Origin of the sequence: Pseudomonas sp. L5B5, from assembly GCF_020520285.1 — a bacterium.
Classification (GTDB): domain Bacteria; phylum Pseudomonadota; class Gammaproteobacteria; order Pseudomonadales; family Pseudomonadaceae; genus Aquipseudomonas.
In genome coordinates this window covers 4,938,102-4,964,040 of sequence record NZ_CP084742.1, presented here as the reverse complement: position 1 = coordinate 4,964,040, position 25,939 = coordinate 4,938,102, and the positions used below count along the sequence as shown (strand labels likewise).

The following is a 25,939-nucleotide window of genomic DNA, read 5'->3' as shown; positions in this document are numbered from 1 at the left end:
GCAGCTCATGAGCGTCTTGAATTTTCCACGGATCTACTTCAACGGCCACATGTTCTGGAATCCGCCAACGGCCAACAACAACGACGTCTTCCCGCTGTATGACGCGGTGAAGATGCAAATGAACTGGGACTTCCTCAAGGACTTCGGCATCAACGATGCCAACGCCAACAGCAAGCTGCTGCCCTGGATGATCACCGGCCTGAAATACCAGGATGTGCCCGAGTATGTCCTGCAGGTACCCGGCAACGGGTCCCCCGGGGGCTACCCGATGATTCCCGCCGAATGGGACCTGTTCGGCGACAACTCCTGTGGCACCGTCGATTACAACTCGATCAAGTCGGTGGTCGTTGGCGGCGAGCTCCAGGCCAACAGCTATATCTCCAGCGATTCGCTGGTCAACCAGGGCTACCAGTTCTATGGCAATCCGTTCGGCGGCAGCACCCCCACACCGGCACGCTTCGTCGACGTCAGCCCCTGGCAGAACACTTTCACCGCGCTGTACTTCGACAACCTGAAGATCGGCACCGACGCCTGCGGCCTGGAGCTCACCCGCAAGTACCGCATGCTCGACCGTTTCCTGAACTTCAACTGGGGCGCTTTCGGTGGCCTGAACTACGTGACCACCACCTGGCAGACCTGCTTCCCGCAGGAAAGCATCAAGTGGGCCCTCGGCGACTCGGCCCTGTTGCAGACCCTGCAAGATCAGATGAAGCAGCAGAATGCCCTGGGCCTGATGTTCAGGTTCACCACCTACCTGACGTTCTATGACCTGAACGGCATCCTCAACAACTTCAAGCCCGTGGACAGCCACTCCAAGAGCGACGCGGCCCTGGCAGCGATGCGCGAGATGTACGACAAGGGCTTGCACAACACCAACGAGATCTTCTTCAACCCGGCCTATAGCCGTACCGCCGGCACCCTGGGCCTGTGGCTTGCCAACGAATACCCCACGGCGCCAGCCGGGCTGCGCCTGGCCCCCAGTGCACCCGTGCCGTTCTACAAGGCGGTGCCGGGCGACTCGATCATCTATCCGCCGACCAGGAAGCAGGAGGTCACCCTCGGCGTGATCAGCGCCCAGGCCAACGGCGATGTACTGTCCCTGGACCTGGGCAACACCTTCCCGTTCTTCCCGGTCGGCGACGATCCACAGGTGCCGGCGCCGGTCGTCCAGGCGAACAAGGGAGTCCCGGTGGCCGGCAAGTTCAACGTCGGCGCCTACGACCTGGGCTTGCGCAAGGCTTCCGACCAGTCGTTCAACAAACTGGCCAGCTTCGGTTTCGAGCAGTACCGCCAGAGCGAGTACGACAAGCGGGCCGGTCTGCTCGACCTGCCGCTGAGCCCGCAGGCCCAGGAACTGCTGAAGCAGGAAGGCCGGCTGGAGCTGCAATTGCAGGGCAGCAACCCGCCGGTGATCGCCGCCGCCCAGCAGACCTGGACCGCCGAGGTCATCGACAGCGGCAACTTCATCAATGTCGGCGACCCACAGCCCCTGACCCTGAAGATCATGGTGCAATGCAACGGCAAGCCCGCGCCCAAAGGCACCAAGCTGCGAGTCGTCGAATACAACAACGCCTTCATGCTGACCACCAGCAGCTACTACCTGGGATTCACCAACGACGTCGACTTCACCCTGATCAACGATTTCCCGCGCGATCGCAGTCTGAACACTCAGAACCTGCCGCAGTTCGTCGACGCCAGGGCCATCGCCAGCTTTCTGTACCAGGGCAGCGGCCGGCGACTCCAGGCCCTCTCGGAGGTCGAAAGCAGCGACCAGGAAGTTTCGATCACCTACAAGGAATTCCTCGAGCAGCCAGCGTCCGTGTCGTTGAAGGCATGCCTGCAACTGATCGGCGGCCAGCCCCAGCACGGCATCCTGCAAGACACATCGAACGCCGAGGTGGACTACAGCATGGCGTTGATCGAGACCGACGAGCATGGCGTGGCGCAGATCTCGGTCAAAGGCATGGCGCCTGGCTTCCCGACCTTGCGCTTCTTCTTCGGGGATGAGCCGGTGTCGTTCAGCTTCAACGTCAACGACGCCTACACCGACTTCCTGGCGCCGATCCGGGTGCTGCCGCTGGAACAGGGCCTGGTCACGGAATTCGTCAGTACCTGGAACCAGATGTGCCAGTACCAGGATTCCAACGTGCGGATCTGGAACGCCTTCATCTTTCCCAAGATCCTCCGGCCCTTCTACTACCTGTACCCGATCATGAACAAGTTCATGCCACTGGACTCGTTGCAACGCATCGAAGGGGCGATCGAACAGTTCACCCGCCTGATCAGCAGGGAGTACCAGGACGAAAGTACCCTGGCGATGCCCATCACCCGGGACCTGCCGCAGAGCCGCCGCCAGGTGCTGGAGATCTGGGCCAATCAGCTGGTGAAACAGGGGTACCCCCCCGAGGAGCTGAATATCAACGACTACCTGTGACTCCCGACCACCACCATCACTGAAAGGAATGCCGGGTGCGCGCTATGCACCCGGCTCGTTCAAAGGAGTGTGCGATGCGAATTCGTCTTTTCAGGCACCTGCTGGCAACCGCTACCCTGCTCTGCGCCAGCCAGGCGGTACTGGCCGACCAGAACGGCGACAACGTGTACTTCAACATGGGAGTGCACAACACCAAGGGCTGCAACGCCCTCAACAACAACTGCGTCGCCAAGCGCAAGGCCGGCGAGCCGGCCGACCCGCAGTTCCCCGCGACCTGGGTCAGCGACTGGACCATGTACCGGGTCACTGCCCACTACGAGAACAGCCCGCCGCCCTACAGCAGCCCGCCCAGCACCCTGCAACCGGGCGACTACACGGTGTCCCAGGGCACCAGCTACTACGACAACACGTATGTTCCAGCCGACGGCGACGGCACCGGCGCGATGATGGAGCACTACGAGAAGTACTGCCTGCCGATCTTCCCGATCAAGGACAACAACTACACCTGCTCCTTCGTCTCCCTGGGCAACAAGGCCTACTTCCTCACCTATCCCGAGGACCGGCCCAAGGACATGCCGGCGTGCTGCATGTTCTCGCCGATGAACCATCCGCCGCGCCAGGACTTCATCAAGCACCTGCCCTACAGCGCCAGCCGCAGCCAGAATCTGGACGGCAGCGTGCTGGCCTATGCCCTGGAACTCAAGCCCAAGGGCCAGCCACCGATCCTGTTCGGTTATGCCTTCAACAAGCAGGCCACCAGTGACGGGCCGGGCCAGCCGGCCTACCAGCATCCGCAGTCGTTCTACTTCTCCGGCGATGCCAGCGTGGCCAACGCACCGATCGTCAGCCAGAACTACCGCAACTGGAGCAACGCCAAACCGGACCCGACCAAGACCTGGGATCTGGTGGCGCAGATGTGCCCGGCCAACCCGCCGGACTGCCAGCTCTTCACGCCACCGCCATCGCTGAAGAACGGCGCGCGGCCACAGTGGAACCAACTCGCGCCCATTTCGCAGTGACAGGAGCAGCCTCATGAATCATTGGAGCCGTTTCACCGCCCTGCTGCTGTTGGGAGCGGCCAGCCTTTCGGCCAATGCCCTGCAACCCACGGCGGCGGCCACGCAGGCCGTCGGCCAGTGCCCGCCGCTACCGGTGGTCCCGGCGGCCGGGGCGTCGCAGCAGGCCTTCGATCAATACAGCTGGCAGGTGTTCATCAGCCTCAACTGGCCGGCCCTGGCGGGCCAGCGCGGGGCGGCCGATTGCAGCAAGCCCCTGGGCAGCCCAGGCAATACCGTATGGCAGAGCTACAAGAGCATCGCCGAGACGTTCCTGCCCGCGGGCCAGGACCCCGGCCCCTGGGACACTGCCCTGAAGACCCGCAGCCTCAGCCTGATCAACATCGCGGCGGTCAAGAACAACCAGGTGGTGCAATCGGACCTGCAGGCAGTGGGAGGCTGGCTGATCGACCAGCGCCAGAACCCGACCTACTACGACATCGCCACCAACGAGGTGTCCTACAACTACATCGTCGCCAACCAGTTCTACAACGCCGATATCGTCGAGGCGGCCAAGAGCATCAAGTTCCCCGGCAATGCCACGGAGATCAAGTCCAGCTGGCGCATCATGACCGCCGATGACGACACCAGCCGCTACCTGACGATGCAGGCCGAGGTCACCCGGTTCGACGACCAGGGCAAACCGGTGGGCACCATGGAAGCCAACCTGGGGCTGGTGGGCCTGCACATCATCACCAAGGTCGACGGCTTCCCGCAGTGGGTCTGGTCGACTTTCGAACAGGTCGACAACGTGCCACCCAAGGTCCAGCAGGGAGGCACCTGGGTAGACCAACCGGCCACCGGCATCTTCTACTCCTACTACGACCCCACGGCCCCGGCCGACAAGGTCAACCAGTCGCCGTGCAACTGGCAGCCGGTGAGCTCGGGCATGGTGTGCCAGCCCAAGCCAGGGGCCAGCTTCAAGACCCCCGACCCGTTGAACCGCTACACCCCCCTCACCCCTGGCACCCAGCAGATCAACAGTCAATTCCAGAGCAGCCCGCCGGTGCAGTCCAGCGTGTTCAAGAACTACCAGCTGATCACCACCCAGCGCCCACAGCAGCCCAACAATCCGGGCAATCCGCTGGGCTCGCCGACGCCGTCGCTGTCGGCCAACGTCACCATGGAAGCCTATATCCAGCCCAACAGCAGCTGCATGAACTGCCATGCCATGGCGACCCCGCTGAACAGCCTCAGCAAGAGCGACTTTTCCTACGTGTTCCGTTTTGCCCAAGCTCCAGCAACCGCCAGCGACCAGGCCAAGGAATAGACCATGAGCATATTGAACGGACCCCGGCTGAATTTCTGGGGCGGCATTTCCACCGACGTCAGCGTGCCGAACAACTCGCCCACCCTGCCCACCGGCGCGACCAGCACGATGGATCTGTTCGACCTGACGACCTCGGTCGTGGCACCCGCCGCGCAGGGCTACAGCGACGAACAGTTGTATGCGCTGATCAACGCCCCCGATCCCGAGATCGGTCCTCAGAGCCGCTACACCGCCGGAGGCTGGAACCATTACGGCGAACATGTGGTGACCTTGCACAATGCGCTGATCAGTTCCCAGGGCACCCCGGGTAATGTCGAGCCGAGCGGCGACCTGGTCGGGCAACCGGTGTACCTGCTCGGGTCCCTGGTTCCCGGCACCGGCCAAGGCCCGTATTCCGGGCCGATGATGGTCGACCTGGACCCCACCGCGACCACCACCACCCAGATCTTCGTCGGCGGCCTGCAGATCGGTGATGGCGACACTCCCCAACTGCTGATCCGCTGGGACAGCGTGTGCAGCAGTTTCGACGTCAATACCCGGGTGCTGCTGCCCCCGAGCATGGACTCGCCCGGCTCGTTCCATGGCAGCGGCACCTTCCAGCTGACGTTCCCCCTGAGCAGCATCGTCAGCTACAACCCCGACAGTGCCGGGCTCAAGGCTCTGATCGAGGCTCCCGGCGCCACGGGCATCGTGCTGCGCTTCGTGATGTTCGAAATGTGCCCGACCCTGACTACCGCGCAGTTGAATGCCGACTACGCGGCCCGGCAGTTCAGCCCCAACCCGAGCATCGGCCGGGTCATCGGCACACTGGCCACGGCCTACGCCAACGAGCCGCAGATCTGTCCACCGGGCCGGCAACTGGTCAATGCCGATGAGGACATTTCCAGCGTCGCCTACGCTGAGGTCGCCAATGACCTGCTGAGCCTGGACATGGTCAACCTGATCCCCAAGCAGACCTTCAGGGCCCGGCGTGACGACATCACCAGCCCCATCGGTCCGAACGTCAACTACGGCACCCTGACCATCGCGGCGGGCAACACCTCAGTGGCCCTCTACCAGCCCGACAATCCGCTGCTGCTCGACTACTACCTGTACGGTGGCATCCTCGACGTGCCCCTCAATCCCACCCTTTTGCAGCAAGTGCAGAGCAACCCCCTGAGCATCAGCGCCCCCGGCAATCCCGGCACTGGACCGCTGTCCGCGCCGGAGATTGCCTATCGGGTCTACACCGACCAGCGCAACAGCTACTTCGACCCCGACAGCCGCAGCATCCAGGTCACGCTGCAAGCCCGCTATCTTGGCGGTCCGATGCCACAGGACATGCAGGTCACCATCGCCGCATCGCCGACCAACACCTACCAGGGCAAGCAGTACTGGGATTTCCTGCAATTCCCGGCGTCGCTGACGATTGCATCCGGACAGTCTTCGGCGAGCTTCAGCGTCACGCCCAACGACAACTCCGGCAGCCTGGCCGGCTTCACCACGCTGACCTACACCATCGACAACGACGCCACCTATCCGACCTACAGCAACTTTCGCAAATACGCCCGGACCGATTTCGGCATCCCGGCCGGCAGCCAGGTCACCTGGGACCAGGTGTACCAGAACGTGCTGCGCTTCCATTACCTGGCCTTCCCTGCCATGTCGCGCTACATCCAGCTCAACCAGCCCGACGCGGTGATGGGATTCAAGCAGGCGATCCTTGCGCGGATATCCCCCGACTACCAGAACACCACGCTGTACATGTCGGTAGTGCGCTCGATGTCGCCGAGCCAGCGTGCCCTGCTGACCGCCTGGTTGAACGGCACCCCGTGGCAGCCTTGAAGGAGGAGAACCCCATGCCCGTTGCCCTGCATATCCCCGCGCAGCCGGACCAGCAGCTGCGCCCCAGTCGCATCATTGCCCAGGGCTTGCTCAACCCTCGCGGCGTCTGCCTCCAGGACGATGGCAGCCTGCTGCTGGCCGAAGCCGGCTCCGGGTTGCCGGACCAGCCCTTCAGCGGTCGCATCAGCCGGCTGCGAGCGAACCCGCAGGTGCCTGGGGAGTACTTGCCGCCGCAAGTGCTGGCCCAGGGTTTTCGCTCGATGAACATGCAGTCGCGCATGTTGCGCGACGAAATCATGGGCCTGTCGGACATCGCGCTGGGGGCCGGGCGGTGCCTGGCCAGCCAGACCGACTATGTCGCAGGTTCGAAACTCATCGACCTGCAATACAGCCCGCCCGAGCCCGTGTTCCACAGCCGCGGCAACCTCAACTCGTTGTGCTATCACCCCGCTCGCCAGAGCTGGATGGCGGTCAAGCCCGACAGCAACCAGTTGGTGGAATTTACCGGCGACGGCGAGCAGGTCCTGGCCCAGTTGCCCGACCTGGACCAGGGCCAGGAAGCGGTGCCGGTGACCGTGGTGCCCGAGCCGCACACCGGGGCGGTGCTGGTCAGCCTGTTTTCCGGCGAACTGCGCCGCGACCCGGCGCGCCTGGGCATCGAGTTTGCCGACAAGGCCGGCCAGGTGATCCGGGTCTGGCCCGACAACGGACGGATCGAGGTGCTGGTGCGCGGTCTGCAATTGCCCACCGGCCTGGCGCTGGACCCACACGGCAAGATCCTGGTGCTGGAGTTGTGCGACCGGCTGCTGCAGCCCCTGCAACCCGACTGGGCGGGCGAGGCCTTGCATGGCGGCTTCGAGCGTTTCAGCGGGCGCCTGCTGCGCTGCGATTTGCAACAACGCAGCGTGCAGGTACTGGCTGATGGGTTGGACACCCCCTCCAACCTGTGCTGCCTCGAGGACGCCGTACTGGTCAGCGAAGGCATGGGCTTGAGTGGGCGGGCGATCCCCACGCAGGACAACCAGGCAGTGCCGCTGACCGGGCGCTTGCGCAGGGTGCAATTGTGATGTGCTGCGGGAAATCCCGGGGAGTGGACAGGACATGATCCAGCTGTTCGACGGTGTCGCGTTCATCGAGGAGGGGCCAGAGAGGCCCCTCGATACCTCGCGTCCCTACCTGTACAACGATCATGGCCTGGCGCGGTTCCACCCTGCCCCCCTGGGTCGGCTGATCCCCCAGGCCGAGAAGAACCATGAACTGCTGCTCGGACACTGCTACGAGAACATTGGCCACAAGCGCAAGAGCATCCAGGGCCGCAGCGGTGCTTATGAAATCACCGAATTCGACTTTCGCAGCAAGACCGGCGAGGTCGTCTACCAACCTCTCTGGGCCACTGCCCACAACGCACAAGCCTTCGGCATGACCCTGCTCGAAAGTGGCGAGTGCATTCACTTCCAGCACCCGCACCTGGTCCTGGGCCAGTTCACCTACGGCAAGTGGGCGGGCCACCAGTCGCCCTATCTTGGCCCGGCCCGCCTGCGAGAGCTCCTGAGCTACAACCCCACGGACCTGGAGTATCACGACTTTGCCCATGTGTTTTTCGCCCGCCACGGGCGCTTGCCGCTGGTGATCAGCGTTGCGCGCTGGTTACCCGCTGCACGGCAAATCTACCTGGCGGACCTGTGGCTCAAGCCGGGCGATGCCCTGGTGCTCCCACCTCAGTGCCCATCACCCGATCCTGGCGCTGGCCGACTGGACAGCAGCGCAGCCTCGCAAGTGGTGGATCTGCACGGCAACCGCAACGCCGCGCTGGCTTGCTGGTTCAGCGACGGCGAGCACAGCCTGCAGACCGAGACCATCCTTGCCGACCAGCCCACCATGAACTCCAGGGAACACAGCCCCCACTATCATCAGGAGCAGACCCCGACCCGACACACCCCTGCGCCGAACTGGCCGAATGTCGACTTCGCCCCACCGTTGTCCAACTGAACCTCCACCCAAAAAAACGGGGCCCTTACAGGGCTAATGCCGATCAGTTGAGGAAATTGTAGGAGCGAGGCTTGCCCGCGATGGACTTCAGAGCGCTGTGTTTATCCAGTAAACACGCGCTACCGTTAACGACCATCGCGAGCAATCGAGCGTCGACCGGCTGCTCCTACGGGGATCACCTTGCTTAATTGACTGGCATTAGCCCTGGCAGGGCCCCGTTTTCATCGATGTGAAATGCCCGCTTGGGCGATCGGAACGGTGGTGCAGATCTGCTTCAACAACCGCCAGGCCTGACCAGCAAGCCCCCCAGCAGCAAGTTCAACGCCGCTACGCCCTCGGCCAGGCGCGCCTGGCCCTCTTCGGCCTCGGCAATCCAGAATGCGGCCTCGGCCAGGCTGCCGTAGATCAGCGAGGCCAGGGCGTGCGAGTTGACCGGAACGATGATGCCCTGGCGTATCAGGTTGTCGATCAGTTGCCGCAGCGAGTCCACGCAATAGCGCTGCGCATCCGGCGATGCGCCTCCCAGCACCGCCCGGGCATCACGCAGGACGATGCGCTGGATCGGTGGCTCCACGGCCATCTCGAGGTAAGCGCGGCAACGCTGGCAGAAACCCTCCCAGGCATCCTCGGCGCTATCGGTGATCGCCCGCAGGCGCGCGTCCATCTCGGCATCGAGCTCCGCCACCACCGCCGCCAGCAAGCCTTGCTTGTCACCGAAATGGTGGTAGAGCGCTCCCCGGGTGAGGTGCACCTGGGCCGTCAGGTCATCCATCGAGGTCTGTGCATAACCGCGTTCGCCGAACAGCTGGCGCGCGGTGGCCAGCAATGTGGCGCGGGTTACTTCCATTTCAGCACGGGTACGGCGCGCCATCCGGCGGTTTCCTTTTTCTGCGGCAAGACGAGAGCATCGTCACCGATGCGATGTCGGCATTTTCCCGGCCATCCAACGCCATGACAAGCGCGCAGGCCTGCCACTCAACGCGCGAGCAGCTCGGTGATCGCGCGTTCGATCACCACGGTATCCGCGTCGTTGAGCCCCTCACCGGCCACATGGCCCCAGTCGGACTCGAGCACACGCAGCTCGGCATTGGCGATACCTCGCGCCTCTCGCTCTGCGTCCAGTACCGGGAAGTAGAGGTCGCTGGAGGACGGCATGATGACGGTGTCGGCCTTGATCGCCGCAAGGGCCTGGTCGATGTTGCGGTCATAGCGTGCGTTGGCACTGATGTCCGCGTGCTGGCCCATCCACAGCTGGGCCAGCAGGTCGTTGGCATCGCGCTTGAGAAACCAGCCCTCCCAGAAATCGATCAGGAAATCCTCAAGCGTGGCATAACCCAGCACCCGCTGATCCAGGCGTTCGCGGAAAAACGCCTGGGAAAATCCCCAGCCGGCATAGATGCGCGCCGCGACCCGCAGGCCGCGATGCGGTGCCTGGTCATAGAACCCCTGGTCGAAGACCGGGTCGAGCTCGATCGCCGCCCGTACGCTGTCGAAAAACACGTGGAAGTGCCGCGAGGTTCGTGCCGCGCTCTGGAAGGTGAACAGCCGCTCGACCTGGTCGGGATACGCCGCCGCCCACTCGAACGCCTGGGCGCCACCCAGCGACCAGCCGATGGCCAGGCGGATCTTGCCGATCCCGAAATGCTCGCTCAGCAGGCGCTGCTGCTGCACGACATTGTCATGCACGGTGATGTGCGGGAAACGATTGCCGTTCTGCGGCGCCGGGGTATTGCTGGGGGAACTCGACAGACCGTTGCCGAATGCATCGGGCACGATGATGAAGTACTTGCGTGGGTCCAGCGCACGGCCCTCACCGATCAGCCAGGCGGCGTCGTCGTGGGTGGCGGCGAAGGACGTCGGGTAGACGATGACATTGTCCTTGGCGGCGTTGAGTTCACCGTAGGTCTGGTAGGCAAGCCTGGCCTGGCGCAGGCAGCGACCGGATTGCAACTGGATGTCGCCGAGTTCGAAAATTTCCGCGTTCATGGATCGGGCTCCCTCGGCCGGGCCGAGTGACGATGGTTGAGTGGGGCCAGGCTGCCGGCCCCGGTTATCGGTCAAGGCAGGCGATAGGCAATGACGTAATCGCCGCGCGCCTTGTCAGGGCCCTGGGCGCCACCGGCGGTCACCACCACGTATTGGCGCCCACTGCGGCTGCCCTGGTAGCTGATGGGGGTGGCCTGGCTGCCCACGGGCAGGCGGCCCCTCCACAGGACCTGGCCGGTACGGCTGTCCATGGCGCGCAGGTAGTAGTCCATGCTCCCGGAGAAGAACACCAGCCCACCCTGGGTGACCAGCGGCCCGCCCATGGTGGGCATGCCGATGGGCATGGCCAGACCTGACAAGGCCCCTGCCAGCGGGGTGTCCTCGGTGCTGCCCATGGGGACCTGCCAGGCGATCTGCCCGGATTTCAGGTCGATGGCGGTCAGGGTGCCGTAGGGCGGGGCGATGCAGGGCACACCTAGTGGCGAGGTGAACATCCCGTGAATGACACCGTAGGGCGCCCCTCGCTGCTCGGCGTAGTTGCCCGATGCCCCGGTGGGGTTGTAACCGGCCGCCAGGGCCTGCTCGTGCTCGATGAACTGCGCCCAGTGGGCGATGCGAATGTCATTGACCAGCAGCAGGCCGGTGCTCTCGTCGACCGCGCCACCGCCCCAGTTGATGCCGCCGTAGTAGCCGGGATACATCAGGGATTTGCGGGTGCTCAGCGGGGTGAAGTCACCGACGTAGTGCATACGTTTGAACTGGATGCGGCAATACAGCTGGTCGAGGGCGGTCATGCCCCACATGCGTTGTTCGGTCAACGGCGTGTAGCCCAGCGATACGCTGGAATACGGCTGTTGCGGCGCCGGATGCTGGCCCGCTGGCGCCCCGGCGGCGCTGACCGGACGCGATTCGACCGGAAACACTGGCCGTCCATCCCGGCGATCGAGCACGAACACCTGCCCGGTCTTGGTCAGCACAATGACCACAGGGGTGGTGTCGCCATTGCCGGTGGGCAATTCGTGGAGGATGGGCTGGGCAGCCACATCGTAATCGTGCAGGTCATGGTTGACGGTCCTGAAATGCCAGCGGTCGATACCAGTGCGGACGTCGATGGCGACCACCGAGGCGTTGTAGGTCTCGGCAGCCAGCGAACGGTCAGCGCCCCAGAAGTCCGGGGTCTGGTTGCCCGTGGGAACGTAGATCAGGCCAAGCGCCGGGTCGTAGGACGCGGTCCCCCAGAAGTTTGGGGTCTCATCCGGGTAGATCTGGCCCGGTGGCAGTGGTCGCCCGCGCTTCGGTGCGGCAGGGTCCCAGGCCCATACGAGCTTGCCGGTGCGCACATCCCAGCCGCGTACCACGCCCGACGGCTCGCCGCGCGCCGCCCAGTCCTGCATGCGTGCGCCGGTGACGATCACATCGCCAGCCACCAAGGGCGCCGAGGTCGGGTAATAGGATGCCCGGGCCCGATCGCTCAGGCCATCGAGCAGGTTGACCTGGCCGTTCTCGCCAAACCCAGGGCATACAGCGCCGTTGTGCGCGTCCAGGGTGATCAGTCGAGCATCGAGGGTGGTCAGCACGATGCGCGTGCTGCACAAGGCCTCGCTTTTGCCTGGCGCGGCCTCAGCCTCGTGCCAGGAGGCCAGGCCACGGCAACGCTGCCACTCCTTCGATTGCACCTGCGGATCGTAGGCCCACTTCTGCTCGCCGGTTTCGGCGTCGACAGCCACCACCTTGCTGTAGGGCGTGCAGACATACAGCAGCTCGCCGAGCTTGATCGGCGTGCCCTGGAACGCCGCCTCGCCCGTGGGCAGGTCGCCGGTGCGGTACTGCCAGGCCACCTCCAGACCGGCAACGTTCGAGGTGTCGATTTCGCTCAACGCCGAATAGCGGCTGCCACGTGTATTCTGGCCATACTGCGGCCAGTCGGGATCGCCGGCCTCCGGGCCTGCATCGCCCGACGCCGCTTGCGCAGCCTCCAGGCCGGGCAACGTGACGCTAGCCGGGTGGGGCTGGAAAGCCGAGAGCACACCAACCAGCAATACCCCCAGCAACACCGGCAGCAACCGATTGCGTACACCCCGCGCACCCGCCACGCCCCCGCTGTTGCGCAGCTGCGGGTAACAGGCCGTGACGATGCACGCCACCACCAGGAACATCGTCACCCGGGGCACCCACTGCCAGTAATCGAAGCCGACCTCCCACCAGGCCCATGCCAGGCTCATGACCAGCAACGCCACGCTGGCGCCCAGTGCATAGCTGCGCTGGTACCACAGGCCATGGGCGACAACGCCCAGCATCAGCCCTGCCACGGCATAGAACCCGCTGCCACCCAGCAGCAAGAGCCACACGCCGCCAACCAGCAGCGCGGCACCGATCAGCGCCACGCCGCCCGCCAGTACGCGGGTGAACATCCCTGTACCTCTCATGCCATCTCCCCAATCCTGTGAAAACCGCTCAGGCACGATCACGCCCCTCGCCTGACGGCGGCACGTGATCGGTCAAGGTATTGAGAGCCCGGGCGTGACATCGCCCGGGCCTTGCGTCATTTCGCGGCGTTGGCCTGGGCGGCCATCACCTCGGGCTTGCTCCCACCCATGCCCAGGGTGAGCGTCAGCAACAGTGCCAACGCGGCCAGGCCGGCTGCCAGCCACAGGTTGGCGGTCAACCCCAGCCCATCCACTGCCTGCCCGCCAGCCCAGGAGCCCAGCGAAATGCCGACGTTGAACACGCCGACGTACAGTGCGGTGGCAATTTCGACGGCAGCGGGCGCCGCCTTCATCATCCAGGTCATCAGGCCCACCGACACGCCGCCGTAGGCGAGCCCCCAGGCCAGCAGGACCAGGCCGCCACCCACTTGATTGGCGCCGAGGCTCAGGAACAGCAACGGAGTCAGCAGGAGCCCGACGGCGATGGCCATCAAGGTCAGCGTGGTGCGCCGCGCGGCGATGATGCCTGCCAGGAAGTTGCCGATGATGCCCGCGGTGCCGTAGGCGAACAGCAAGGCGCCGATCCACTGCGGATCGAACCCGGACACCGACAACAGCAAGGGACGCACGAAAGTGAAGGCCATGAAGTGTCCGGCCACCAGCAGCAGGGTCAGCACCAGGCCGGCCTGCAGTTTGCGGTTGGTCAACTGCACGGCGAACTGGCGCAACGTCACCGAGCCATGCACCGGCAGTGACGGGATCACCGCCAAGTTAATCAGCAGCACCAGCGCACTGAGTATCGCCATACTGCCGAACGCCCAGCGCCAGCCGGCGAAGTCACCGATCAGCGCCCCCAGCGGTACGCCCAGGACGGAGGCGGCCGCCACCCCGCCGAAAATGATCGAGGTGGCCAGGCCAATCGATTGCCCCGGGACCAGCCGCGCGGCAAGGCCGCCGGCAATGGCCCAGATCCCACCCATGCAGAAACCGACCAGCACCCGTGCAGCCAGCATCCAGGCCATGCTCGTGGCCAGGGCCGAGGCAATGTTGGCGATCACCAGCAGGCCGAGCAAGCCGCAGAGAATCCGGCGTCGATCCAGATTGCCTGCGGCGATCACCACCAGAGGGGCGAAGAACGCCGCCAGCAAGGCTGGCAACGAGATCATCAGACCGGCGTTACCGGTGGAGGTACCCAGCGTGTCGGCGATGGTGGTGAGCAGGCCGACCGGTAGCATTTCGGTGGTGACCACGGAGAACGTGGCAAGCCCTACGGCAGCGACCGCCAGCCAGGGGTGGCGGACGTTCGATGCACTGTCAGCGTTTGCAGATGCACTCATGATTGCAGATCCCTTGAATGAAAATCAGGCGTCGCCGATGACACGAGGTCCCGTGGCGCCACGGATGATTCGAACTTCCCTGAGGCAGGCCCTGATACCCCCTGCCACCATCATACATACAGAATGTATGTATAAACTAGCATGCCTCCCCTACACCGACAACCGCCTGGTTGCCGGTGCCTGCTACTCAGTCTGGGGGCTCCTGCCGCGCCCGCGTTGGCAGCGGGAGCTCGACGGCCAAATGAACGAACAAGCTGTCGTCCTGCGTCCTTCGGCGGTCTTGGAAACATGACCATTGGCCAACCGCTCGCCCCGCCGCTGCGAGCACAGGGTCAGGTCGAAACGCCCTTGCCGGTCACCGCTCAGCCATTGCGCCTCGGCCATGTCCAGCTCCACCTGACACAGCGCAAAAGCGCCTTGCTGGGAGCCTCCCTGGCAGGCGCAGGCCTCACAACAGCTTCCTCTGCTCGGTCATGCGCAAGCGCGCGTGGTAATAGTCTGGCGCACCATAGGTGACGTTCGCCGCCGCTCCCGTACCGCCACCATGGATGTCGGTGAACACCGCACACTGGCTGATGTAGAAGTTCTTGCAGAAGTTGATCGACAACAGCGCGCCCATCTCCTGCGAGACCTGGCGCATTGCGTGCTCCACCCCGGCATCGACGGTGTACAGGCCAAGGCCCAATGCGCCATGGTGCTGGCCGATGGTGCGCAACTCGGCGAGCAGCGCACGCAGGTCAGGCGGCTGGACCAGGAACGAAACCGGCCCGCGGATCTCCCGGCCATAGTGTTCGACGCTGCTGGCAAAGCCCTCGCGCACGGCAATCAGTGAAGGCGTGACGATGCAGGCATGTGGGTAGTCGGGGTCGTGGACAGTTTCAGCATGGCGCAGCACACGGGCAAAGCGTGCACTTTCGCAGGCACGGATCTCGGCCAGGCTCTGCGGCGCCACCAGCGCTCCCAACAGCTCGCGGGCACAAGGGAAACGTGCCAGCACCTGCTCGACTCGCTCGACCAGATCACGTTCGAACTGCGCCACCGACACCACGCCGTCCACCACGCGAATGCCTTCAGGCAGCACGTACAACGTCTGCGGTGAAGTACATAACTGCGCAGAGAAGGAGCACAAGCCGAAGGCCAGGTTCTCGAGCATGCCGTCGTAGTCGCTGGTCGAGTGCAGGAAGACCGGGGTCTGGGCGCTCTGCTGGGTCATCACCCGGGCCTGCCAGGCATGCTGGCGCAGCCAACTGCCGAATTCGGCGCCGCCCATATAGTCGATCAGGCGCACGTCGGGGTGCAGGGCCGCCTGCCGGTAGGCGGCCGGGTCATTGCTGTGGAACAGGTTGACGATGTCATGGGGCACCCCGACCTGAGCGCACGCTGCCTTCAGTACCTTGACCGTCAAGGCCATCGGCAGCACGGCCTGGTCATGGCCAATGACGACCACCGGGCACCCGGCAGCGAGCGAAGCGAACAGCCCCGGATAAGCGCCCCAGGTCGGCACCACCTGCCCGGCGTAGACCAGCGACAGGCCCACCGGCATGGTCGCGAACTGCCGCGACAGGCGCTGGCAGCTACCCTGCCTTTCCATCATTGGCGCTTCGAACTGGCAGCTCATCTCGCGGGCCACCGCCAGCACATGGGCCACCGACTCCAGCGCACGCGCCTGGGCATGCACGGCATTGGCATGAAACCCCATGAACAGGCCATGCCCACTGGTGTGCATACCGACCTGGGCAAACAGGAAGGTATCGTCCTGGAGCCGGGCGATGACCTCGCACAACAAGGCGCAGCGCAGTTCGATGTTGAGCTGCTGCCACTTACGCTTGGCGACCTCGGCCCTGCTCGCCAGCTGCGAGAAATCTTCGACCCGGTAGCGGATACCCAGGTCGAAGCCGTAGGGTGAGCGCTCGCTCCCTGCCCAGCGCTGATCAGGCTCGGTCGACACCTGCGGCGTGGTGTGAAGCGGCGCATCGAGCAAGCGCCTGAAGCGGCTCTCGCCCTGCTCGACCTGCGCGCGATCATAGTCAGCCAGCTCATCGGAGAATGGGCTGTAGGGCCGACGTGTGCGCACCGCTTCGCTGGCGGCCTCGAGCATGGGCGCATGCTGTGCCCGCCAGGCCTTGAGCTTGCGTGCATTCATGCCGCGCCGCCTGTTTCCACAGCTCCGGCGAAGGCTTCGCGAGCCGGCATCTGCGCGCTGAACAGGGCATCCAGTTCGCGCGGCCCTTGCGTACGCGCCATGCGGACGAACTCCGCGGCATCCGCCCCGACGCAGTAATGCGTGTCGGGTACCGCGCTGCTCAGGACCTCGAGGATGGCGCGAGCAAAATCCTGCTCGCTCGTGGTCGCCTGGCCTGCCAGCGCCTCACTGGCCTCGAGGAACGCACTGAACGACGGCCCGTAGATGGCGCGGCACTCGCCGTCGGCCTGGTCGAGTACCTGCTGGCCGGTAGTGGCGAACTTGCCCCAGATCGGCGTGTGGATAGCACCGGGCTGCACCACGCTGACACTCACTCCAGAGTGCTCCAGCTCGCGGCGCAGTGCGTCGGTGAAGGCCATCTTGGCGAACTGGGCAATGGAATAGGCCCCCAGGTACGGCACGGCAATACTGCCCAGGCCGGAGGTGACGTTGACCACCCGTCCACCACAACGACGCAGTTGCGGCAGCGCCGCCTGGGTCACCAGTAGCTGGCCGATCACATTGGTCTCCAGCTGGCGGCGCAGCTCGTCCGGGCACAACAGCTCCAGCGGGCTGGGCACACAGATCCCGGCATTGTTCACCAATCCCCATAGCGGCCGGCCATCGCTGAGTTCGGCGATGCGGGCGAAGGCAGCCGCGACCGAATCGCTGCAGCTCACATCCAGGCGGATCGGCTCGATATCCGGGGCCTCGTCGAACAGCCCCTGGACATTGCGTGCGGCGGCGAATACCTGGAACCCCTGCTGCGCGAGCAGCAGGGCCGCGGCGAGGCCGAGGCCGGAAGAAGCGCCGGTGACGAGTACGGATTTCTTGTGCATGACAGTTCCTTGTCTGGTAAGGGGTGGCTTACTGGCGCAGCACCGCGTGGTCATCGAACAGCAACGATGCCTGCAGGCGTTCACGCATGCTCCTTGCCGGTGCCAGGAGCATTCCCATGTCGCGTTTCAAACGCGGGATAAAGCGGTCGTACTGCTCCACTTCGCTCAGCGCCCGCGAGGCATCGACGATGGCCCGGGCGCGGGGTTGACGCAGCGTTTCATAGCGGCGCAGGGCTACCGTCGGATCGGCGCCGTCGGCCAGCGCATGGCCCAGCACCGCGGCATCCTCGATTGACAACCCGGCGCCCTGGCCGAGGCTGGTGAGCATCGGGTGGGCCGCATCGCCCAGCAGGGTCACCCGCCCCTGCGACCAGGTAGTCGGGAACGAGCGGTCCTTGGCATCGACGCTGATGACCGACTCGCTGGGGGTGCTGCGCATGATGTCACCGACGATCGCCGGCCAGCCGGCATAGACCTCGGCCACGTCGGCGCTGGTACCTTGCCACTGCTGGGCCTGCCGGTTGGGCATGTTGGCGGTGCCCCACCAGTACACCCAGCCGTCGCCGATGTCGATGATGCCGACCCGCTTGCCCTTGCCCCAGTAATGCACCACGTACCCGGGGGTGATCTGCCGGTGGCTGTACTTGACCAGCGCCAGCCAGCAGATGTAACCCGCCTCCTGCACTACGCTGCGCACGCCCATGGCCTCACGCACTGCCGAGTGGTAGCCATCGGCCCCCACCAGGATGTCGCCGCTGGCTACGCTGCCATCCTCGAAACGCGCCTGCACACCGGTGGCGTCCTGTTCGAAACCGGCGAAACGCTTGCCCAGTTCGATGGGTTCATCGCCCAGGTTGTCCAGCAGCGCCCGCTGCAGGTTTTCGCGAGAGATACACACGCTGGGCGCACCCTGCGCCTCGGCGATGTCCTGGAACGGCAGGCGCTTGAGCAGCAGGCCCGAACGGTGGCGGATTTCGAAGTCGAGGATCGGAGCGCCATAGCGCTCCAGCCCCAAGTCGACACCCAGTAGTTTCTGCATCGCCGCGCTGGCGTTGGACATCACTGACAGCCCCGATCCCGAGACCCGCAGGGAGGGCGATTTTTCGTACAGGCGCACGCCCCAGCCGGCCTTCTTCAGGGCAATGGCGGCAGACAGCCCGCCGATGCCGGTACCAATGATCAGTGCGACCGGTTTACTGCTCATGACGCGTTCCCTCGCTGAATTTCATCCATGATTGCCGCTACGAGAGGGCCCACGAAGGGCTCCTCCATGATGGTCAGGTGATCGCCATCGACCTCTACCAGGCGCACCTGCCCCGACGTCTTGCCTTCCCAGCCATTGAGCGGGTCGTTGTACTCGCTGCGGATGGTGTCGTGCATTTCCCGCAGGATCCGTGGCAACGGCTGCCGCGCACGGATCAGGGTGATGTCCAGGGGTGGACGCTTGGCCTGGTAGTTGTACTCGGTGGCTGCGTCCCAGTTCTTGCGGTAGACCTCGAACAGACGCTGCATTACGGCCTTGGTACTGCCCTCGGGGATGGCACCAATGGAGATGGCATGGTCGGTGATGAAGTCGAAGCGCTCCTGCAGGCTTTCGATGTGCGCGGGCACCAGTTGCACCGGCAGCTCGCTGCCTCGCGACGTCCACAGCAGCTCCCAGAAGAACCAGCTGAGCAGGCCGTCGTCACTGGCCCTGCCCTTGGCCTGATCGCTCAGGGCCATGGTGTCGAGCACCAGCACGCTGTCCACCCGCTCGCCGGCGGCGATCAGTTGATTGGCGATCTCGAAGGCGACGAAGCCACCATACGACCAGCCACCGATCAGGTACGGGCCCTGAGGCTGGACCTTGCGCATCGCCTCTATATAGAAGGCTGCCTGCGCCTCGACGCTGGCGATCGGCTGCGACCCCAGGTCCACGCCGCTGGCCTGCAGCGCGTAAAGCGGCTGGTCCTCGGGCAGGTGCGGCAGCATGCGCAGGTAGGACAGGATGTTGCCGCCCATCGGATGCACCAGGAACAGCGGCTTGCGCAGCCCCGTGCGGCGCAAGGGCACAAGCGGGTCGAACTTGAACTGGCCACCGCCGCGCTCGATCAGTTGTGCGAGTTTCTCCATGGTTGGCGCACTGACGAACGCTGATAACGGTACGTTGATACCGTAGAGTTTCTCCACCAGTACCACGATGCGCATGGCCGTCAGCGAGGTGGCGCCACACTCGAAAATGCTTTGCTCCGGGGCAAGCTGCGGAATCTTCAGCAGTTCGGCGGCCAGTTGGCACAGGCGCACCTCGAACTCGCCCTGAGGCGCGCGTTGGCCCTGCCCCCCTTCCAGTGGCAGATCCAGCGCGCGCAACGCGGCATCGTCGCGCTTGCCGCTGGGAGTGGTGGGCATGTGTTCGATGTTGATGATGTGGGTCGGCACCATGTACGCCGGCAACTGCTCGGCCAATGCCCCACGCAGTGCATCGAGCTGTTCGCGGTGCCCGGCGGCACCCACCAGGTAAGCCACCAGATAGGCATCAAGCTGATCACGCGGACGGGCGATCACCGCCACTTCCACCGGTTCACCCAGGGCCTGGAAGAAGCCCAGGATCTTCAGCTCGATTTCCGAAGGTTCCACCCGATAGCCGCGTACCTTCACCTGGCTGTCGTTGCGCCCGAGGCTGATCACTTCGCCCTGCAGCGAACGGATACCAATATCACCGGTGCGGTAGTAGACCCGGCCTGGCACATGGGGGTGGTCAACGAACTTCTCGGCGCTCAACTGGGCGGCACGGTAGTAACCACTGGCCAGCGCCTGGCCGAAGATGCAGATCTCGCCCGGCGCGCCATCGGGCACAAGCTGCCCGTCGGCATCGAGGATCAGCACGCCGACACCGTCGATCGGACGCCCGATCGGTGGCAGCGCCGGGAAGCGCTGCGGGTCGCCACTCATGGTGTAGCTGGTGACCACGTGGGTTTCGGTCGGTCCATACTGGTTCTCCAGCAGGCTGGCCGGCAGATGCTGCATCAATGCGCGGATTTCCGGGGTGACGCGCAACTGTTCGCCGGAAGACCCGACCACCCGCAGGTGACGTGGATACAGTTCCAGGGTGGCTGCGGTCTCGGCCAGTTGCTGCAACGCCACATAGGGCAGGAACACCCGCTCCACGGCGTGCTCGTCCAGGTAACGCAGCAGTGCAGACGGGTCGCGACGCTCGGCCTCGCCGATCACGTGCAGCGTCGAGCCAGCCGCCAGGCTGGCGAAGATTTCCTGGAACGACACGTCGAAGCTCAACGGCGCGTACTGCAAGGTGGAAGTCGCCGCGCCGCTGCCGACACGGTTCTGCCAGGCCACCAGGTTGGCCAGCCCGCGGTGGGGCATGGTCACGCCCTTGGGCGTGCCAGTGGAGCCGGAGGTGAAGAGGATATACGCCGGGTCGTCCGCTTCGATCGTCGCCACCTGCGTCAAGGGTTGCAGGCCGGCAGGAGCGACATCGTCGAGTACCAGCCGCGGCACCTGGCCCGGCAGGCCGTCGATCTCGGCCCGGGTGACCACCAGCTTCGGCGTGGCAATGCTCAGGATCAGTTCGATGCGGCTGGCCGGATAGGCCAGATCGATCGGAAGGCACACCGCGCCCAACGCAGAGATGGCGACCACCGTAGCGATCTGCTCGAACGACCTGGGCAAGGCCACACCGATCACGTCTCCCTGGACCGCTCCGGCGTCTGTCAGACGTGCCGCCAGCGTTGCCACTTCACGCCACAGCGTGGAGTAGTCCCACTGTCCCTGCCCGCCGGCCAGTGCCACAGCCTGAGGCAGGCGGCGTGCCGTTTCGGCGATCTGCCGAGGCAGCGGGACAAAGCCGTCATCCCTGCCAGGCAGCAGCCATTGGCCAGCCTCGGCAATCGACCGGCCAATGGCTACTGGTGCCTGGGGCGCATGCGCCATACCGGCCAACGCCTGGTTGAACAAGCCGGCATAGACCCGTGCCTGCTCGTGAGCATAGCGCGACGCATCCATGTCGATCCGTACACTCACGCCTTCGCCGGAGAAGTCTCGCATCACGTTGGCGAGAATGGCGAAGCTGGTCTCCTCCAGCGGCTCGAACGCGCGAATCCGGATGCCGGCCTTGGTCGCTACCTCATCCAGGACATGGAAGTGAATGTAGTTGAACGCGGTGGCCAGGGTCAGCGCCGGGCTGCCTGCCTGAATGGCACTCAATGGCAGGCGACGGTGCCTGTGGCTGCGCTTGTCGAGCCGGTTCAGGCGCTCGACCAGCTCCTGCCAATGGCCGTCGAGCTCGACGCGCAGAGGCAACGTGTTGAGGAACAGTCCAAGGATATGTTCGGAATGTTCGATTTCCGGCCGGGCGTGGGTGACCACCCCGGTAGTCACCTCGCGCACACCGCTCATGGCGCCGATCGCCAGGCAGTGGGCAGCCTGGTAGTACAGCTTGATCGGCAGGTGGGCCGCCCTGGCCGCCCGACCAAGGGCCGCATCCAGCTGCCGGTCGATTTCGAAGCGGTAGCAGAACACGCCTTGCGCCGGCGCATCCAGGTAACCTGCCAGGCCGGCCGGCAGGGTATTGCTCGCGCCTTCCAGGTAGGACTGCCAATAGCGGCGGTGCTCCTCATCGGCCAGCGCCACACGCTCGTCTTGAATGAACAGCGACGGGTTCGGCAAGGCCTGCGACGGGTATTGCAGGTCGGGATGGCCACCGTTCGCGTAGGCCAGCAACAGCTCGCGCATCAGGTTGGCGACGCTGCCGCCATCGAGGATCGCATGGTGGAAGCTCAGGATCAGGTCGAGGCCACCCTCGGCTGCGCCGGGGAACACGGTGACATTGAACAGCGGCCCTTCGGCGAAACGGTAATCGTGCCTCGCCCAGGCCTGCATGTGCCGCTCGATCTCACGCTCGCGCCTGCTCGCCTCGGGGCTGGCTACCGCCAGCACCTCGTCGATGTCCAGGTGCTTGCCGATCAACTGCAAGGGCCTGCCGTAGTCGTTGAGGTTGAAGCGAGTGCGCAGCGCCGGATGACGCTCGACCACACCTGCCAGCGCACGCTGCATCGCCGACTCGTCCCAGCTGCAGTCCAGGGTGTAGCGGAACACGTCCTTGTAGGCCCGGGCCTGCTGGGTTTCGCGGCTGTGGAACAGCAGCCCCAGCTGCAGTTGCGACACCGGGTAGGCATCCACGCAGGTCTCGCCCAGTCGCTTGCGTTCCACTTCGCTGACCAGGGCGAAGGGCGGCAAGGCTTCGCGGACCTGCGCGGTGCCTTGGCCAAGTTGCTCCAGCCAGTGGGCGAGCGCGCCCAGACTGGTGTGCTCGCCCAGCGCCGAGAGGTCGATCTCGTAGCCGTGATGCTCCAGTTCCGAGCGCACCTTGAGCATCAGGATCGAATCGCCACCCAACGAATAGAAGTCATCATCCAAGGCGATGTCCTGCCGGCCCAGGACCTTGCGCCAGATGTCGGCGACCAGCGCCTGTAGCCCTTCCTCCCGCAGCACCGGGGCCGCAGCCTCGTTGCTGACCGAGGCCGCCTGCAGGGCACGAGTGCGGTCGAACTTGCCATTGGGCGTCAGTGGCATCTGCGCCAGGGCGACGAAACGCGAGGGCACCATGAAGGCCGGCAGGCGGGTGGCCAACTGCCGACGCAGGCTGCGTTCATCCAGGGGCTCGCGGGCCACGTACACGGCCACCAGGTGCTTGCCGCGGACCTCATCCTCCTCCACCAGCACCTCGGCGTTGAGTACCTGCGCCTGGGCCAGCATGGCGCTCTTGATCTCGCCCAGTTCGATGCGGTTGCCGCGGATCTTCACCTGGCCATCCATGCGCCCCAGATAGAGGATCGAACCGTCTTCGGCCCAGCATGCCAGGTCACCGGAGCGGTACCAGCGGCGGTTGTCGCCGGTGTCGGTGATGAACCGTTCGGCCGTCAGTTCGGCGCGGTTGAGGTAACCACGGGCCAACTGCACCCCGCCGATCTGCAGTTCACCGGGGATGCCGATGGGCTGGCGCACGCCGTGCTGCGAGACGATACGGATCGAGGTGTTGTTGATCGGGAAGCCGATGGGCACCAGGTCGATATCGGCCGGGCCGTCCAGGGCAAGCTCGTAGTAGGTGACGTCGACGGTCGCCTCGGTCGGACCATAGAGGTTGATCAGCCGCGGGGCGCGCTGGCCATTGCCGAACAACTGGCGATAGCGATTGACCACCGCTGGGCTCAAGGCTTCACCACTGGTGAACAGGCAGCGCAGGCTGCTCACCGAAGCCGCCAGTCGCCGGTCGTCGGCCATGGCCTGGATGTAGGGTTCGAGCATGGATGGCACGAAGTGCGCCACCGTGACCCCATGGGTATGGATGGCTTCGATCAGCGCCCGCGGGTCACGCTGGGCACCGGGGGCCAGCAGTGCCACGCTGGCACCGGTCATGCTCCACCAGAATAGCTCCCAGACCGAGACGTCGAACGAAACCGGCGTCTTCTGCAGGATCACGTCAGCTTCGCCCAGAGGATGGGCCTCCTGCATCCATTCCAGGCGGTTGACCACGCTGTGATGCTCGACCACCACGCCTTTGGGTTGCCCGGTGGAGCCGGAGGTATAGATGACGTACGCCGGGTCGCGCGCACGGGCCTTGCTGCAGCCCTGTCCAGGCGCGGGACGCCCGGCTACCACCGCATCGATATCGAACCAGCGCGGATCATCCTGGGCGATGACTTGAGGCAGGTCGGAAATCACCCGCTTGGCCTGGCTGTCCTCAAGCATGTACTGGATACGGTCCTGGGGGTACTCGCTGTCGATCGGCAGATAGGCAGCACCGGTCTTGAGCACGCCGAAAATCGCCGCAAGCATGCGTGGCGAACGCGCCAGCGATACTGCAACGATATCCTCCCGGCCCACTCCGCCCTGTTCCAGCGCCACGGCCACTGCGGCGGCCCAGTCATCGAGTTGCGCGTAACTGAGCTCGCTGCCATCGTCGCAAAGCACTGCGCGCTGCTCGGGGTTGCGCGCTGCACATGCCTCGAACAACGACATCACCGTCTCGTGCTCGCTGTAGGGGACGCACGGGCCGTCCTCGAAACCTTCAAGGATGCCGGCTTGCTCGGTGGTCAGCAGGTTCATTGCCGAGACAGGCTGATCGAGGTGGTCCTGGAAGCACTCGACCAGTTGCACGAAGGTATCGAGAAATTCCACCGCGCAACGCTCGTTGGCGAACGCGCTGCTGTTCAGGCAGATCTCGCCACGTACTTCGGCGCAATCGCCATAGCTGTGCAAGTGGATGGCCACAGCATCCTGCGCATGCACATGGGCGATGCTACGCAGGTCGTCCACGCCCAACCCATCGATGTCGTGAGCCGGGTAGCGAAGGTAGGAGATAGTCGCATCGAACAGTTGGCGCGGATGGCCTGCGCGCGCCAGCTTAGACACCAGGCGGCCGAACGGCAGCGACTGATGGCCCTTGAGGAATGCCGCCTCGTGCTTGATCGCCGTGGCAATTTCGCGGAAGGTCTGCTGCTCGCTGACCGACACCGCGATGGGCAAGGTGTTGGCACGCTGATCGATGTCGACCAGGATATCGGTATCGCGGTTGAGGAACGGCACGCCAATGAAGAAACGTTCGCTGCCATGTTGGCATGACAGCAGCACGGCCAGCGCCGCTGACACGCTCATGAACGGGGTGATACCGCCCTCAAGCGCCTGCTGCACATCACCGGCAGCCAGGCGGAAGCTGCGCCGATAGCCGGGAGCGCTGGAACAGGCGACACCGGACTTGCCGAAGAGCATCGACACGGCCTCGCCATAACGTCCTGCAATTTCATCGATGGCCTGATCCGATGCCAGTGTTGAGCCGGCAACCGCGCTGGCATGCTGCGCGGCCTGGCGCAACCGGGCGTTGCCACCGTCACGGGCATCCAGGATCTTGCGCGCCAACACATCCAGCGCCCAACTGTCGGCGACCAGATGGTGGGCACGAATCATCAACCAGGTATGACTGGCACACTGCCCCAGCGCCACATTGACCAATGGCTCACCAGACAGATCCCAGACCTTGCGCGCCCACTCATCGAAGAACGCCTCGGCACCGGACTGATCGATGAAGGTGTAGAGCTCCACCGCACTCGGTGCCCCTCCGACCACGGCCTGCACAACCCCTTGCTGCTCGATATGCCGTCGAGTGCAGGCCGACTCGCCTTGCATCACGGTCCACGCGGCTTGGTGCAGCGCCTCCAGACCTTCTGACGAAGGCAGGCGCAGGCTGAGCGCCACGGTGAACTGGTGGGTGTGCAACCCGCGCTGGGCCTCCACCCAGACATCCAGGGCAAAGGGGCTCAAGGCCTGCGCTTGGTGGGGGGCCGGCTTACCGGCGTTGATCGCGACGTTCATGGGTACCTAACTCCATTTAGAAGGTGGATTCCTGCATAGGACTGCACCATGTAGCTCCCTTTGCTCAGGAGCTTGATCAGGGTGACGGCACCCTGCTTCCTGAGACCGCGCGAATAATGTCTATCACTGACAGTTTGTGTCAAGAGACAGTTTTACTTCAGTGAACTTTAATAAAATTGCGCAAATGTCATGTAGAAACCATACTGCGGGATTGCTTCAGGATCGCTGGGGCC

General features: G+C 64.6%; 14 protein-coding genes. 6 read left to right on the top strand and 8 right to left on the bottom strand.

From position 1 onward, the window contains the following. The first annotated feature begins 7 nt into the window (after positions 1-7). From LGQ10_RS22680 to LGQ10_RS22655, 6 genes are all read left to right on the top strand, one after another. Positions 8-2,434, top strand: coding sequence for a hypothetical protein (locus LGQ10_RS22680; RefSeq protein WP_058435372.1), 2,427 nt, complete (start codon positions 8-10; stop codon positions 2,432-2,434). 74 nt (positions 2,435-2,508) lie between these two features. Then, positions 2,509-3,453 (top strand): hypothetical protein, encoded by a 945-nt coding sequence (locus tag LGQ10_RS22675; protein ID WP_226523251.1) that lies wholly within the window; start codon positions 2,509-2,511, stop codon positions 3,451-3,453. 13 nt (positions 3,454-3,466) lie between these two features. After that, positions 3,467-4,759 carry a hypothetical protein gene (locus LGQ10_RS22670; RefSeq protein ID WP_226523250.1) on the top strand — a complete coding sequence of 431 codons (1,293 nt, stop codon included), beginning with the start codon at positions 3,467-3,469 and terminating at the stop codon, positions 4,757-4,759. A 3-nt stretch (positions 4,760-4,762) separates the two neighbouring features. Next, on the top strand, positions 4,763-6,583 hold the full coding sequence (locus LGQ10_RS22665; protein WP_226523249.1) for a hypothetical protein: 1,821 nt from the start codon (positions 4,763-4,765) through the stop codon (positions 6,581-6,583). A 14-nt stretch (positions 6,584-6,597) separates the two neighbouring features. After that, on the top strand, positions 6,598-7,650 hold the full coding sequence (locus LGQ10_RS22660; RefSeq protein ID WP_226523248.1) for a hypothetical protein: 1,053 nt from the start codon (positions 6,598-6,600) through the stop codon (positions 7,648-7,650). Between the two features lie 34 nt (positions 7,651-7,684). Continuing rightward, entirely contained in the window at positions 7,685-8,572 is an 888-nt protein-coding gene (locus tag LGQ10_RS22655; protein ID WP_226523247.1) for a hypothetical protein, read from the top strand. A 274-nt stretch (positions 8,573-8,846) separates the two neighbouring features. Here LGQ10_RS22655 and LGQ10_RS22650 read toward each other — a convergent pair whose 3' ends face one another. From LGQ10_RS22650 to LGQ10_RS22615, 8 genes are all read right to left on the bottom strand, one after another. Continuing rightward, positions 8,847-9,443 carry a TetR/AcrR family transcriptional regulator gene (locus LGQ10_RS22650; protein WP_058438729.1) on the bottom strand — a complete coding sequence of 199 codons (597 nt, stop codon included), beginning with the start codon at positions 9,441-9,443 and terminating at the stop codon, positions 8,847-8,849. A 104-nt stretch (positions 9,444-9,547) separates the two neighbouring features. Beyond that, positions 9,548-10,558: an alpha/beta fold hydrolase gene (locus tag LGQ10_RS22645; protein WP_226523246.1), complete on the bottom strand. Its 1,011-nt coding sequence runs from the start codon at positions 10,556-10,558 to the stop codon at positions 9,548-9,550. 71 nt (positions 10,559-10,629) lie between these two features. Continuing rightward, positions 10,630-12,969 carry a membrane-bound PQQ-dependent dehydrogenase, glucose/quinate/shikimate family gene (locus LGQ10_RS22640; RefSeq protein WP_226523245.1) on the bottom strand — a complete coding sequence of 780 codons (2,340 nt, stop codon included), beginning with the start codon at positions 12,967-12,969 and terminating at the stop codon, positions 10,630-10,632. A gap of 131 nt (positions 12,970-13,100) precedes the next feature. Further along, complete coding sequence (locus LGQ10_RS22635) at positions 13,101-14,321, bottom strand: MFS transporter (RefSeq protein ID WP_058434934.1); 1,221 nt, start codon at positions 14,319-14,321, stop codon at positions 13,101-13,103. 448 nt (positions 14,322-14,769) lie between these two features. Next, positions 14,770-16,464: an aldehyde dehydrogenase family protein gene (locus tag LGQ10_RS22630; protein WP_226523244.1), complete on the bottom strand. Its 1,695-nt coding sequence runs from the start codon at positions 16,462-16,464 to the stop codon at positions 14,770-14,772. Beyond that, entirely contained in the window at positions 16,461-17,342 is an 882-nt protein-coding gene (locus tag LGQ10_RS22625) for an SDR family NAD(P)-dependent oxidoreductase (RefSeq protein WP_226523243.1), read from the bottom strand. Before LGQ10_RS22625 ends, LGQ10_RS22630 begins: the two co-directional genes overlap by 4 nt. Before the next feature lie 28 nt (positions 17,343-17,370). Then, complete coding sequence (locus LGQ10_RS22620) at positions 17,371-18,546, bottom strand: FAD-dependent monooxygenase (protein WP_226523242.1); 1,176 nt, start codon at positions 18,544-18,546, stop codon at positions 17,371-17,373. Continuing rightward, a complete protein-coding gene (locus LGQ10_RS22615) occupies positions 18,543-25,706 on the bottom strand; it encodes an amino acid adenylation domain-containing protein (protein ID WP_226523241.1) in 7,164 nt (2,387 codons plus the stop codon). Before LGQ10_RS22615 ends, LGQ10_RS22620 begins: the two co-directional genes overlap by 4 nt. Positions 25,707-25,939: the final 233 nt, after the last annotated feature.

Bases quoted from the DNA above. Each gene is read 5' to 3' on its own strand.
- LGQ10_RS22680 (WP_058435372.1), top strand. From the start codon at position 8: ATGAGCGTCTTGAATTTTCCACGGATCTACTTCAACGGCCACATGTTC.
- LGQ10_RS22675 (WP_226523251.1), top strand. From the start codon at position 2,509: ATGCGAATTCGTCTTTTCAGGCACCTGCTGGCAACCGCTACCCTGCTC.
- LGQ10_RS22670 (WP_226523250.1), top strand. From the start codon at position 3,467: ATGAATCATTGGAGCCGTTTCACCGCCCTGCTGCTGTTGGGAGCGGCC.
- LGQ10_RS22665 (WP_226523249.1), top strand. From the start codon at position 4,763: ATGAGCATATTGAACGGACCCCGGCTGAATTTCTGGGGCGGCATTTCC.
- LGQ10_RS22660 (WP_226523248.1), top strand. From the start codon at position 6,598: ATGCCCGTTGCCCTGCATATCCCCGCGCAGCCGGACCAGCAGCTGCGC.
- LGQ10_RS22655 (WP_226523247.1), top strand. From the start codon at position 7,685: ATGATCCAGCTGTTCGACGGTGTCGCGTTCATCGAGGAGGGGCCAGAG.
- LGQ10_RS22650 (WP_058438729.1), bottom strand. From the start codon at position 9,443: ATGGCGCGCCGTACCCGTGCTGAAATGGAAGTAACCCGCGCCACATTG.
- LGQ10_RS22645 (WP_226523246.1), bottom strand. From the start codon at position 10,558: ATGAACGCGGAAATTTTCGAACTCGGCGACATCCAGTTGCAATCCGGT.
- LGQ10_RS22640 (WP_226523245.1), bottom strand. From the start codon at position 12,969: ATGTTCACCCGCGTACTGGCGGGCGGCGTGGCGCTGATCGGTGCCGCG.
- LGQ10_RS22635 (WP_058434934.1), bottom strand. From the start codon at position 14,321: ATGAGTGCATCTGCAAACGCTGACAGTGCATCGAACGTCCGCCACCCC.
- LGQ10_RS22630 (WP_226523244.1), bottom strand. From the start codon at position 16,464: ATGAATGCACGCAAGCTCAAGGCCTGGCGGGCACAGCATGCGCCCATG.
- LGQ10_RS22625 (WP_226523243.1), bottom strand. From the start codon at position 17,342: ATGCACAAGAAATCCGTACTCGTCACCGGCGCTTCTTCCGGCCTCGGC.
- LGQ10_RS22620 (WP_226523242.1), bottom strand. From the start codon at position 18,546: ATGAGCAGTAAACCGGTCGCACTGATCATTGGTACCGGCATCGGCGGG.
- LGQ10_RS22615 (WP_226523241.1), bottom strand. From the start codon at position 25,706: ATGAACGTCGCGATCAACGCCGGTAAGCCGGCCCCCCACCAAGCGCAG.